Origin of the sequence: Methylophaga sp. UBA3613 (assembly GCF_002375415.1) — a bacterium.
In the GTDB taxonomy this organism is placed as follows: Bacteria; Pseudomonadota; Gammaproteobacteria; order Nitrosococcales; family Methylophagaceae; genus Methylophaga.
In genome coordinates this window covers 23,467-36,288 of record NZ_DFLS01000006.1, presented here as the reverse complement: position 1 = coordinate 36,288, position 12,822 = coordinate 23,467, and the positions used below count along the sequence as shown (strand labels likewise).

The 12,822-nt window shown below is 44.3% G+C and carries 13 protein-coding genes and 1 tRNA gene; 3 read left to right on the top strand and 11 right to left on the bottom strand.

Translation table 11 applies throughout. From position 1 onward, the window contains the following. Positions 1-3 precede the first annotated feature (3 nt). Together B3S93_RS06450 and B3S93_RS06445 are read right to left on the bottom strand one after the other, a co-directional pair. Entirely contained in the window at positions 4-216 is a 213-nt protein-coding gene (locus tag B3S93_RS06450; RefSeq protein ID WP_292398779.1) for a YgaP family membrane protein, read from the bottom strand. A gap of 69 nt (positions 217-285) precedes the next feature. Beyond that, positions 286-957 (bottom strand): Bax inhibitor-1/YccA family protein, encoded by a 672-nt coding sequence (locus tag B3S93_RS06445; protein WP_292356904.1) that lies wholly within the window; start codon positions 955-957, stop codon positions 286-288. A gap of 154 nt (positions 958-1,111) precedes the next feature. Between B3S93_RS06445 and B3S93_RS06440 the strand changes: the two genes are divergently transcribed. Beyond that, positions 1,112-1,202 (top strand) — tRNA-Ser (locus B3S93_RS06440). A 1,584-nt stretch (positions 1,203-2,786) separates the two neighbouring features. Here B3S93_RS06440 and B3S93_RS06435 read toward each other — a convergent pair. Further along, complete coding sequence (locus B3S93_RS06435) at positions 2,787-4,526, bottom strand: protein adenylyltransferase SelO (RefSeq protein ID WP_292398776.1); 1,740 nt, start codon at positions 4,524-4,526, stop codon at positions 2,787-2,789. A 483-nt stretch (positions 4,527-5,009) separates the two neighbouring features. On the opposite strand from B3S93_RS06435, the gene B3S93_RS06430 reads away from it, so the two are divergent. Continuing rightward, positions 5,010-5,990 (top strand): LLM class flavin-dependent oxidoreductase, encoded by a 981-nt coding sequence (locus tag B3S93_RS06430; protein ID WP_292398773.1) that lies wholly within the window; start codon positions 5,010-5,012, stop codon positions 5,988-5,990. Positions 5,991-6,376: 386 nt separating this feature from the next. On the opposite strand, the gene B3S93_RS06425 is transcribed toward B3S93_RS06430, so the two are convergent. Then, positions 6,377-7,324 carry a homocysteine S-methyltransferase family protein gene (locus B3S93_RS06425; RefSeq protein WP_292398770.1) on the bottom strand — a complete coding sequence of 316 codons (948 nt, stop codon included), beginning with the start codon at positions 7,322-7,324 and terminating at the stop codon, positions 6,377-6,379. Continuing rightward, positions 7,324-7,842, bottom strand: a complete 519-nt coding sequence (locus tag B3S93_RS06420) for a sterol desaturase family protein (protein WP_292398767.1) — start codon at positions 7,840-7,842, stop codon at positions 7,324-7,326. Before B3S93_RS06420 ends, B3S93_RS06425 begins: the two co-directional genes overlap by 1 nt. 258 nt (positions 7,843-8,100) lie before the next feature. Between B3S93_RS06420 and B3S93_RS06415 the strand changes: the two genes are divergently transcribed. Further along, the gene (locus B3S93_RS06415) at positions 8,101-8,715 is read left to right on the top strand and encodes a TetR/AcrR family transcriptional regulator (protein ID WP_292398763.1); all 615 of its coding nucleotides are present in this window, start codon (positions 8,101-8,103) and stop codon (positions 8,713-8,715) included. 271 nt (positions 8,716-8,986) lie between these two features. On the opposite strand, the gene B3S93_RS06410 is transcribed toward B3S93_RS06415, so the two are convergent. From B3S93_RS06410 to B3S93_RS06385, 6 genes are all read right to left on the bottom strand, one after another. Beyond that, on the bottom strand, positions 8,987-9,595 hold the full coding sequence (locus tag B3S93_RS06410; protein ID WP_292398761.1) for a class I SAM-dependent methyltransferase: 609 nt from the start codon (positions 9,593-9,595) through the stop codon (positions 8,987-8,989). A gap of 38 nt (positions 9,596-9,633) precedes the next feature. Further along, positions 9,634-9,735 (bottom strand): AbrB/MazE/SpoVT family DNA-binding domain-containing protein, encoded by a 102-nt coding sequence (locus B3S93_RS06405; protein ID WP_292398758.1) that lies wholly within the window; start codon positions 9,733-9,735, stop codon positions 9,634-9,636. Positions 9,736-9,888: 153 nt separating this feature from the next. After that, entirely contained in the window at positions 9,889-10,344 is a 456-nt protein-coding gene (locus B3S93_RS06400; RefSeq protein WP_292398756.1) for a DUF6998 domain-containing protein, read from the bottom strand. A 99-nt stretch (positions 10,345-10,443) separates the two neighbouring features. Further along, positions 10,444-10,890: a DUF2846 domain-containing protein gene (locus B3S93_RS06395; protein WP_292398753.1), complete on the bottom strand. Its 447-nt coding sequence runs from the start codon at positions 10,888-10,890 to the stop codon at positions 10,444-10,446. A gap of 60 nt (positions 10,891-10,950) precedes the next feature. Further along, a complete protein-coding gene (locus B3S93_RS06390) occupies positions 10,951-11,907 on the bottom strand; it encodes a hypothetical protein (protein ID WP_292398750.1) in 957 nt (318 codons plus the stop codon). Between the two features lie 16 nt (positions 11,908-11,923). Then, positions 11,924-12,685, bottom strand: coding sequence for a hypothetical protein (locus B3S93_RS06385; RefSeq protein ID WP_292398748.1), 762 nt, complete (start codon positions 12,683-12,685; stop codon positions 11,924-11,926). Positions 12,686-12,822 lie beyond the last annotated feature (137 nt).

The window sequence follows — 12,822 nt, the reverse complement described above, 5'->3', positions numbered from 1 at the left end:
GCGCTAGCTACGCTCTTTATGAGAAATGTCACAAGAATCTTTTGCAGTGGAAAAGCCAAACAAGGCATAGCCACCACAGCGACCGCTTAATCCGTTAATCAGTAGTCCCAATCCCAGCAAGGCCCACCAACTTTGGTAATACAATGCAACCGCTATTATAAACAGACCGATTATGATACGTAACGTTCTATCAATACTGCCGAGATTCTTTTTCATTGCATTGCTCCAGATACAAACAAGCCCCTTTGCAGGGGCTTGAATGAATCAATCTTATTGATTGCTGAATCAATCGTTACCAGAGAAGGCACCGATTAAATGCAACAGGCTGGTAAACAGGTTGTAGATACTGACATACAAGGTCACAGTCGCCATGATGTAGTTTGTTTCGCCGCCGTGAATGATGTTGCTGGTTTCATACAGAATCAGACCAGACATCAACAGCACGAACATTGCAGAAACCGCCAGCGACAAACCAGGCATGTTAAAGAAGAATGCTGCCAGTCCCGCCAGGAAAGCTACCAGGATACCGACAAACAGGAAGCCACCCATAAAGCTGAAGTCTTTTTCAGATTTAATCGCGTAAGCAGATAAGCCTAAAAAGACAATCCCGGTTGCGCCCAGAGCCTGCATAACAATCTGCGGACCATTGGGTAATCCCAGGTAAGCGTTAACGATTGGTCCCAGTGTCAGGCCCATAAAACCGGTCAGCGCAAATACAGAGGCAATACCCCAAACGCTGTTGCGCAGTTTAGCTGTCAGGAACAACAGACCGAAGTAGCCGATCAAGGTAATAATAATGCCTGGATGCGGCAGGTTAAACACCATTGACACCCCAGCGGTAAGCGCACTGAAGCCAAGCGTCATCGCCAGCAATACATAGGTGTTACGCAATAACTTGTTGGTTTGCAGCGCAGATTCGCGCGAACGCACAACTGTTGATTGAGTATCGTAATTCATCAGTTTATTTCTCCATTACTCAGTAAAGTATTGATGATAGGTAGTTCATCCAATGGACATCATCCTACCGGATAAGTTCTAAATGGCAATAGCTATATAAATTTTGCTTTCACTGTTGTCAGAACAAGTCATTCCTAGTAATATGCCGCGTCTTGGAGGGATGGCAGAGCGGTTGAATGCACCGGTCTTGAAAACCGGCGTGGGTTTATAGCCTACCCAGGGTTCGAATCCCTGTCCCTCCGCCAAACAAACTAACGGACTTCGGTCCGTTTTTTTGTATCTAAGGTTTGGTAATTGCGATTTTAGCTGTTCTGTATTTAGAAATTGTTTCAGGCTACATCCTCGTGTCTATGCAACCCTTTTATACTGACACCTCCAAATTCTGTCTCCGCCACTCCACATCAACATCTCGTTGTTCTAAACAATGTCATTCCTACCACTTTGTTAGAAACTGCTTACAACGGCCCATGTATTTAGATATGTGCCAAGCACTCAAAACGTTCCCTTAATAGCCAAATGCCAAGATAAAGTAATAGCGATGTACGTTGACGCACAGAAGGTCAGCGCATTGCTAGCTAACATCAGCAACGAGATCTCTAGCAGATTAATCCGCATGGCAGTGAACAAGGTATGGCAGGTCTCAGCTCAGCGCGATGAACACAGTGGAGAGCTACTTTTACTTAAGATGCGTAGTGTATTGGCGACCTAATCCCTACCCGCATGCTCCATACAAGACCGGCGAAAATCCTTGTGTCCTATTAGGCTTAATCACAGCGAGATCGTGCCGCTCGGCTACCGTTAGTCCTTACATAAAAGGAAGAATTATGGACAAATCTCTTTTACCATTAATATCTAAAATTGATTCATATATTTCACGGAACACAGAAACCTCTCTAGTCATATTTTTATCCACAGATTTTTATCAACGAATTTTGCATTCGAACAGAACCTCGTTCAATTTAACTTATGATCCCCCCAAATTGTTGGGACATAGTTTTTCCGTACGAGATGATATCGACACTATGGAGAAACAATTTTTTGTTACTAGTGAAACTGCATTATGAGTTGAATCGCCACTACTTTTTGACGCCTTTCAGCCACTTAATGTGGCAACTAGCGAGGCGAAAATAAATCAATGTAGTCACAATCCATTGATTAAGAGCGTTTGAATTCACTGATCTTAAAACCGGCATGGGTTTATAGCCTACCCAGGCTTCGAATCCCCTGCTTCTCTGCCAAACAAAAAAACGGACTTCGGTCCGTTTTTTTGTATATGGGGTTTGGTAATTGAAATTTTAGCTGTTCTGTATTTGCGTTCCCACGCATGAGCGTCGGAACGAGTTGCAATTAAACTTATGTGCATCTCCTTCTGTAACGCAGAACTTGCCTCATAGTCATGTGCATTTCCATCCTGGACTTAATCATCTGAAAATCGATATAAAAGATAATTCCAATCGCAGTTATGCCAAATAAAAAGAAAAAGTCGCCCCACGTTGGTAAGAACAAGCTCAACGAAAACTTATCAATTATTTCGAGCTGAAATACGAGTAAACACGAAACCATAATGATGATTTTGTAAAAGTGCTGAGATAAGCCTACCTTCAGTGCTGAACGTTCTCTTACACCTTTGATGAATATTTTCCGTAATAATCTTTGCATATCCATACCCAAGTTATTAAAGGAAAATCATATTACTCACATCATTTTTACCAGTGCATTAACCTGAAGCAAAGCAGTACTAAAGCGCTTTTTGCTCAAATTCTCGCCCTTATATATTGCCCCTTTTGCAGATAGTGCCATTAGCTATTCCCTGAAGGATTTTCGTAAAATCAGGACGAGCAGCTGTAATACGATAGCCCGCCAACCTCAAAAAACGCGTGTGGCTTCAGCCTGTAAAATTTCTCCTCTTCGTCTTTCGATTGCTCGTCGTATGGATTTGTCATGACTTCTTGCAGCTCTTGAATGAGTGAGTAGTTCCCCTCCTTCGCTTGCTGATAAGCAGGCACAACTAACCACTCCCGCAAACTGTATTTTGGATTGACCTGTTTCATCTTGTTGGAGAGCTCTTCATGAGAAAATGGCTGAGACTCTGTCGTGTTGGCCTTAGTGATAAGCGCTTTCCATTTTGTGAGCCATTCTGCCCAGCGATTATTTATCCGTTCGGGGTCTAGATTATAGGTCGGGTTCTGGTAAAAGCTTTTTTTGAGTGGACCAATATCATCCGGCAGCATAGAAAGTTCGCGGAAGAAAATGGTGTAATCAACGGATGTTTGCATCATCAGTGATACCAGTTCGCTAAACAACTCCTCATTAAAAGTATCAAGCCCAAGTTTGGCTGCCCACATTTTCTCCATTTGCACCTGCATTACTGATGCGAAGCTGCTTTGTATCTCGTCGAGCTGTCGCAGACTGTCCTGATGCGAAGTCAGCAACGGACGCAATGCTGTACAAAACATGTGAAAGTTTTTTTCCGCTGCAACAGGTTGATTCAAAAATGCGAAATGCTGTCCTCCTCCCGTCCATGGCTGGTAGTACGGATCAAACAGTTCGCAAAATCCAAATGGGCCATAGTCGAGTGTGAATCCACCCGCTGCACAATTATCACTATTGAAATTACCCTGGCAATAGCCGACACGGATCCAATTCGCAATAAGAGATGTCAGTCGGTTTCGGAACTCGCGTGCAAGCATCAATACTTTTTTGGGTGTGCTCAGGTTTTGGTCGATGACTTCTCCATACTCACGATCGATGAGATGCAAGACTATCTGCTCCAGCTCTTCCATTGCTTGTGGATGTTCATTTTTACGAGCACGGCGACCGAACAGCTCAATTTGGCCAACCCGAATGAAAGACGGTGCGACCCGCGTCGAGATCGCTGCCGGCTCTGATATAAGTGTATCCGGATCTCTAGAATGTGAGCCTTCTGAATACCACGGACGCTTTACTTTTTCAGTTTTCGACACGTAAAGACTCAGAGACCGTGAGGTTGGAACCCCAAGCGCGTGCATGTGCTCCTGAGCCAGAAACTCTCGTACACTCGACCGCAAAACAGCGCGTCCATCTGCGCCGCGGCAGTATGGCGTCCTGCCCCCACCTTTTAACTGCATTTCCCAATGATTACCATTGATGTCGGTCTCTAACACTGAAATAGCACGACCATCGCCGTATCCATTGCCGGTCTGAAAAGGACATTGCTGGGTGTATTCTGTACCGTAAATGGACAATGCGTAGCCACACGCCCAGCCAACCTTACGCATCGGCTCTGGAACGTATGCGAGATTGCCGGAGAACACACGCATGAAGTCGGTCGACAGAGCCAAACTATCGGCGAAACCCAGTTCGCGAAACAGGTTTTTACTATGCGCCACGTACTCGGGATCTTCGAGTGGCGTTGGACTGACACGAACATAATGGCCTGAGAAGACTTGACGGGGATAGTGGTCGGCTCCGTTTGATATCGCATCAGGATCAGCATTGAGCGTGTCCATAAACGAGTAACTTACACACTTTGCAAGATTGTCGAGATTGGAGATTGTTTCCGTAGAGTCGGTTTGCTGGTGTTGTCGCATTACCATCGGGCTCCTGTTAAGGTGGGGAAAAAGCTGCTTGACCGCTGATTAATCACTTGCATCGGCAGCTTGTCCGATTACAGATCAACACTTTGAGCATAACTTTGGATCACTTTCTGATTGTCACTTGATGGTTTGCATCTCTGACAGCTGTCACTCATGTTAGTGCTCAGCTTTTCTTGCCACTTCTCCACAATAGAAATTATCTCGTGAGCCACTATTTCTTGGATTTATAAGTTAAACCGTAGACAAAATTAGATATTGGTTAGGTGAAAGATTGCTTAGAGCGAAAGATCAGATTTAGAAACAAACTATAGGCTTTAAGACATTTTACGCAGATATTTTCGTAGTTTATAGGTGGAGTATTTTTGCTTGCCATAGATCTTTAATCGTTAGGTGCACGTTTTAAGGATTGCCTTATAAACCTGCCCCCAAAAGTTAGCCTAGAAAGCGACAACAACACAAAGTAAGGTGAAATTACATATGATTCCATTATCCATTCTAGAACTTGGTCGTGTACGCGAAGGTTCTGATCGCCGAACGGCTCTTAATGATGCCCGGACCTATGCGCAGCATGCTGAGCGACTGGGATACAAACGCATATGGGTAGCAGAGCATCATAATATGCCTGGGGTGACAACAGCCGCCACCTCCATCGTCATTGGCCATATCGCTGCTGGGACAAATACCATCCGCGTGGGATCCGGTGGCATCATGCTGCCTAATCATGCGCCATATATAATTGCTGAACAGTTCGGTACATTGGAAGCACTATTTCCCGGTCGTATCGATCTTGGGTTGGGCCGTGCTCCCGGCACCGACCAAATGACCTTACGGGCTCTGCGTCGAAATCCAGCCAATGCTGAAAAATTCCCACAGGATGTGCAGGAATTACAGGCTTTTCTTGCACCCAAAGATGCCGCTCAACAAATAGAGGCAGTACCCGGATCGGGAAGTAATGTGCCTATCTGGATATTGGGCTCCAGCTTATTCGGTGCACAACTGGCGGCGAGTCTGGGATTGCCTTACGGCTTCGCCTCGCATTTTGCCCCACAAGCGCTTTATCAAGCACTTGAGGTATATCGGATGAATTTCAAACCTTCAGCACAACTGGATAAGCCATACGCTATGGTTGGAGTCAATGTGATCGCGGCTGAAACAGATGAGGAAGCTCGCTACCTCGCAACATCACAGCAAATGTCCTTCACTAACCTCTTTCGTGGTACTCGCGGCTTGATGCAGCCACCTATCGAGGATATAGAAAGCTACTGGTCGCCTCAGGAAAAGGCCCAGGCAGGACAAATGCTGGATTGCAGTGTCATTGGAAGCCATGAAACTGTTCAAAACGGTTTGCAAAATCTTATCGAGAAAACGCAAGCCGACGAATTAATGATCGTCTCAGACATATTTGATACCACAAAGCGGCAACGTTCAATCGAAATTACAGCCCAGGCAATGGCTTGAATATATCCGAGATCTTGCCAGGGCAAATTATTCATCCTTAATCACGCTAAACAGGATAGAGACTAAAAAAGCTTATCTTCTGTTGTGTTCGCAGAAGTGACACAAAATAAATCAAGTTGGCTGTCCCTTGATTCTTGCGATGTGCCTCTTGCTTGTGAGTAACGCAGAGCAGCCTAAGGCCAGCTTGGAGTAGTGTCATTTGATGGAGAGGGAAGTTCAAATACCGCGAACGCATGGATGCGTAGGAACCTAAAGGCGAAACCTTAAATCGATACTACCGCACAAGTTAGCAAAAAAACCAAACTCATAAACCACAAAAAACAAAGCCCACGCTGGAATCCTTTCCAAGGTGGGCTTACGCAAATAGCCAACAACACTAAATACAACTAGCGCAGCGGCCTACAACAATGCTCATGAATCGCCTCAACATGCTCCAGATCCGTCCCACAACATCCTCCCAACACAGTAATATTAGGAAATATATCGCGCAATTCACGATACTGTTGACCCAACTCTGTGGGATCTCCTCGATCCAGGCTCTCCGACTCATCTAACTCCGCATGACTTTTACGACTAGCGTTCGCTCGCACCCCGCGAATGCGGTTCATCCATGGCTCACTCTCTTTGAGCTGATCGCGGAAATGCTCCGGATGTGCGCAATTAATCATGTAATACGCGGGCCCCGTATTAGTTTCTGCGTCAACGCGCGTAATGGCTCCCGCTAAGGATTCTCCGGTGGGCAAACAACCATCCGTCTCGGTGGTAAAAGAGATCACCACCGGCATATTAGCTTCCTGCGCTGCGTTAACAATTCCAATGGCCTCTTCGACGTAATTGATCGTCATCGCCGTTACCATGTCAGCCTCGGTTTCTGCAAAGGTACGCACCTGCTCGCGATGGTATTCGTGGGCTTGCTGTGCAGACATTTTATTGTCCGCAACATAGCCATCACCTCGCGGGCCAATGCAGCCGCTGATCACCAGAGGTGTTTCCAGCGTTTCATGCCGATTGCGCAATGAAGCGAGCATGGCAATTGCTTCGCCATTTTTCTCAGCCAACTCATTGCCGCTATAACCAAGTTTAATTCCCCAATCGCGGTTGGCTCGCCAAGTAGGGCTTTCTAAAATGAATCCCCGTTGCGCAAGCTTTGCTAGGCTAATGTAGTCGACATAATAGTCTTGTAAGCGTTGACGACCTGGTTCAATACACAGCTGATCAAAGGCTGCGAAGTATGGCAATTCAACGCCCTGAATAAACACTAGCGTGGTTTCCATACCACCATCGGTTAAGAATATTTGGTCCGCTAATTGCGGTAATGCATGTCGATATTTCATTATAGGGTCTCCTCTTCCTGCTTTGGCTGGCGAACGTCGCTACCAATTAGCATTTCCCACACCCGGCTGCTTGAGCCAAGATAAAAGCGGCTTTCAGAATGCGACTTCGGGTTATGAAAAGTGCCAAATAACATGTCGTACCGGGAAACGTCAGCGTAGTTGTAACGGTGCATGCCTTTGCCATGTTGATGGCTATGGCTTTCCAGGCGCTGGTTCAGATAACCAAGCCATCGCGCCATGCGAATATTGAGATGTTGAAAAATAGCGAAAAAGATTAACATCAACAGGATTAGCGTCGTCGCTTGTGGTGAGACGCCGACCAATAGCACCAAAGCGAAACTGCCTATCAGCGTAAAACCAACTGTATCTACCGGACTCAGCCAAAATGCAACCTTAGTTAGTCGGCGTGAAGGGAACAGTTGCTCCCTGAGAAACAGCAATACGAACATGCCTAAAACAATTAGGCTAAGTGGATCCATTAATATTTCCATTGGACTAGGCAATTCGGAAATTGACATAGTCTGTTCCTCCTTAAAAATGTGTAAGTCGTAGTTTGTATTGATTTATACTCAACTGGCATCCAGTGTATGATTTCCCCCGCAGCGAAACTAGTGAACTATACGTACGAATATTCATTTCTATTTTTTGCCAAATTTTTCAGATAGTTAAGTCCGCTTTTGATGAGCTAGCAGTCAGCATTAATAATTTCATGACGCTTAACTAGACCGGCGGTATAGTTAACTCACGATTGCGTAACTGATAGTAGGGAGGAAGCTGTGGCAACACGCGCAAATAGCAGCCGAGAACGCATTCTTAGCACGGCGGAATCCCTCATTTTGCAGAAGGGATTTGCCGGGACGACTATCGACGAAATACTGGAGAAATCCGCAATAACCAAAGGCGGTTTCTTTTACCACTTCAATGGCAAGATGGATTTGGCGCGAGCCATTGTCGAGCGCTATATCAGTATGGATAACGAGGTGTTCGATGAGCTATCAGCTCAGGCGGACAAGCTCAGCGAAGATCCGTTGCAACAAACGCTTATCTTTCTCAATTTATTCACCGATATGGTCGGCGGCCTAACGTCGGTCCATCCTGGTTGTGTGGTAGCGGTATTTACCTATGAAGCACAAATGCTGGATCAAGATATTCAAGATGCAATGCGCGAAGGTATGTTGGGCTGGCGAGAAATGATGGCTAAGCGTATTGAAAAAATTCAGGAGAAGTACCGACCGCGATTAGAAACGTCAACCGAAGCGTTAGCGGATATGTTTAGCTCTTTATTGGAGGGTGGGATTATTTTGGCGCGTCTGTATGGGGATAATCAGGCGTTGATTAGTCAGGTGCAGGCGTATCGATCGCATTTGAGGTTGTTGTTTGAGCCGGCGTAGTATTTTTTGTTAAAGGTTTCGCCTTGGGGGAGTTACTTCTTTTGGTTGGCCAAAAGTAGTGACCAAAAAAACCGCCCCATCAAGCCGTCCTTCGGCTGCTCTGCGTTACGCAGCAAGCAAGAGAAGCTTCGGCAACTCACTGCGCTCAAACAACCTCAGCTTTTATCTCTTGCTTGCTGCGTCACTCGACGACTTCAAAGGGGATTTATCTGGTAAACCGAAGAACTAAGTTAACGCCTCAAGAAGCCACGCGTTTACGCGTCGGGTTGCTTTATTTGTTAGGTTTCTGTGCCACGACTTGAAAAATATGCCAATTATGTGTCACACCTTGAGGTGTTTTACCTGTAGATCGATGAGTGTTAAAGCGTAGCACCTCTAAGTTATTAAATAACTCCTTAACTTCACCTTCCTCAAAAGCTGTCACCTCCGGCCAGAAAACACTTGGATTATCTCCAGGTATAGCCATAGTATCCTCTTGGCCGAGAAACGAGCCGCAGAAAATACCACCCGGTAGCAGACATTGATATATTTTTGACCACACATCTCTAAACTCAGAGCTAGGGCAGAAAAATAAACTAGCATCTGCTACCACCAAAGATACAGGTGGGTACTCAAAATCGGTAAACGATGACTTAGTCAGAAACACATTATCAAGACCACTGAATCGAGACTGGCATCTTGATATTGATTCTTGCTCTACATCGAAACCATGAACCGTGAAACCAATCTCCGCCAAATAGGCAATATCCGCTCCAGCACCACAGCCACAATCTATAGCACTTTTTGGTTCGCTAACTATGTTTGCAGAAAAAACCAAATCATCGCGTACCTTTCGAGATTCCGTTGCATCAAAATACTTTGTTATTTGTTCACAAGACATTATTGAAACCTAGCGCCGTGTTAATGAGGCCGTTGGCCTCATAGTAAATCAAGTTGGCTGACCCCTTGATTTTCTTTGGATTCACGAATTTCTTTAGGAATTACAATCTGATACTTGGGAGAAACAGTTACTAAAGTCATGGCAACACCTATCGATCTGAATTTGGTATTACGACACCCTTGTCGATAATGGTAGTCAAGAAACATAACAGCGTTTTAATGAAGCCGTTGGCCTCATAATAAATCAAGTTGACTGACCCCTTGATTTTGTTGGCTACGTAATGCTGCGCCTTGTTAAATGGCTCTCGGCACACGATCTGTCTTAGCCACAGATTGATTTAGGTGCCGGAGTTTATTGAGAGAGACCTGAAATTGGCCATTACTCGGTAGCTGTTTACCTATGAACTGATCCCAAACTTGCGCTCCTGGCCCATTGTAGATTTCCTCGAATGTACCGTCAGGCAGTATCTTGATGATGATTGTATGCTGCGGCTGACTTCGGAATGCAACTGAGTTGGATTGCGTAGCCTTTATCTCAACTTCTAAGCCATTTCCGGTGACAGCGTCATAGCCTTTATTGGATGCCGTCATAAGCTCCAGATCATATGCATCAGCCACCAGACACTCACCCAAACTGCCAACCATATGGCCATCCGGGGTAAAACGCCTACCCGGGAACATGGTCTCCAAATCATTGACCGTGGTATACAGTTGCTTGACCAAGTCGCGGAATTTATCGTGATCGATCATAAATATTTAAAGATCTAGCTAAGGGGTGCCACGCTTTTAGCGGCGTCCCAACGAAGTCCATGCTTTTTGGCCAAAGTGAATTTGAGCTTTTTGTTAGAGTTAATAGTTAATTTCCTCAATTAACCTAGTATCTTTTATTTCAAAATTCCCAATTGAAGATTCCACTTCATCCAGTCTAAAATAAACAAGTTCATAAGGGTATTCCAAAGGTTTTCTTCCAGTGTTTGCTTTTATGAAATATGTCTTTCCATTCTCAAATTTGAAAGTCTTTGTACTTTCTTTTCCTTTATCTCCAAAATCAACTTTAATTTGATATTCACCTTCTTGTATGTGAAGAGAGAAGTATCCTCCATTTGAGATCCCTTTAAATCGTTTATTGTTGATGATTAGATCAGGACTAAGTAAGGCATTATCAAATTGTAAAGGCCTGTAAACATAAACAAGAGCGTTATTACTGTCTATAGAGTGAGTCGATGCAACAAACTTTGTTCCCGTGGAACAGCCTGCTATTAAGGTGACAAAAAATATTAAAATAAACTTCTGCATAGATATATTCCCTAAGTGGAACAGAATAAATCGAGTTGGCTGACCCCTTGATTCTCTTGGCTAGATGTAGAAGTCCTGATTATTTTCTCTAGCGCCACAAGCCCTGATAAATGCGCAAGCCACAAAAACATAATGTCTTCCAGAGCTAGGTAATATTTTCCAAACGCTACCTACGTCTGGGTCTATATCGACACCGTGATCAGCTGCATTTCGAATCTGCCCCAAATATTTTCCAGCTTCAGTTATTTTCTTTGGCAATACGTTGTTAGTTCTGAACTTGTCTATCCGGGATGTGAGGCCTGCTGCTCCCTGCAAATCTACCCCCATCCTATTGGCCAATCCAGCTAGAAAAGATTCTAGTGCTGACGCAGCTTCAGCGACAGCTTCTTTGGCATGATCTTCTTTCGCTTTTAACAAAGCTCTTGCAAGTGGAACCACTACTTCTACACGATCTAAACTGTCGGCATAGTCGCCGATTTCAATTCTGATGTTAGCCTCTGCATCAGCTAAATTAGAGGACGCTTCCGCCACATTTTGTAGCTGGTTTAAGCCCTCACCACTTACGGCCTCATATACTCCACCACCTTTTGCATTTATGGCCTTGGTATATGTACCTAGGCTGATCAGAGTGTCTTTTATTTCTTCCCTGTGCGCATTTAAATCTAAATGAACCTTCGTTTGTTGGGCTGCTGTATCTGAGTTTCCAGTTGCGACCAAGCGTTCCCTGAAAAATACAAATGGTTCATAACACTCCAATAGAATCCTCAAAATAGCAGCTTTACTTGATTCATCTGGGGTGCCTAGTAGCCGAACTAATGGCGATTCTGTTTTGTAGGTCTCATTTACTTTGACAATAAGACCTATATCTGTTGCCAAAGCCAGTGCAGCTGTAGCTTGAGCGGCTGACAAATCACAAAACTTCTGAACGAATTGTTGTTCACAGTTTGACCGAATACATACAGCTTCTGCTACCAATACGGTAAGTTCTGCTGTTGCTTGTGAAAAATCGCGGGGCATAGTTATTACTCCGCGCTTATTCGTCTATATCAGTTTCTTCATCTTCGCGGATTTCGCGATTTACATCTTTAATTATTCGGTTTATCTTTTCACCCAATGTATCTAAATCTGCTGTAGAACAATCGACTGTTACATTAATGTTTATTTTAATTTGAGGATTGCCTGAGTTGGACTGTTCAGTTACTACGTTGGAAACCTGCGGGGAAGTAGTAACAAAACCCAAATGGCTGGTTGGTTTAGGAGAATCGAATTCCGTGTTTTTAAACTTATCAGGTTCTATTTCGTCATCTATTTTGGCGAGAATAATTTTCCCATCCTGCTCACGAATTAATTCTGATGCGCGAAGTATATCCATCACTGTCCGTGCCCCAGTCATTACGGCAGGTTTTTTCGGCTGTCCTGCTGAAAATGCAATATGTGATTGCAGCGTCCCTTCATCCATTCCATTACGAATTTTTATTGAGGTGATCAGTTTATTTAAAAATTCGGTTTCCGAAACAATTTCACGCCAGTTCTTCCTGATTTCATCAGGCATTTCATGCTCAAGCGCCTGAGCTAGATATCGACCAACGCTAGTTACAGTTTTTTTCTTCCCGGGTTCAAGGATTGCTAATTCTAATAAGAAGCCAACATTTCTACTAATGACGGTGGAATCCATGCCGATCAGTTTGCTTACCTCACCCAGCTCAGCAGGCGCTGGAAAGTGCCCATAAGCTTTTATAATTTTGGTCAATTCCTCATATGAGGATGAAGGTAACTTAAACTTTTCAGCAGACATTGAATCACTTTCCTTGAGCTAATTATTCAAAATGTATTAACGTAAAGCAATCTAACCATAAAGACACGTTTGTACCCTAGAGCTTATGGGATTGTAGTATCACCTTTATTTACCGATTTCAAACTAAATTTAATATA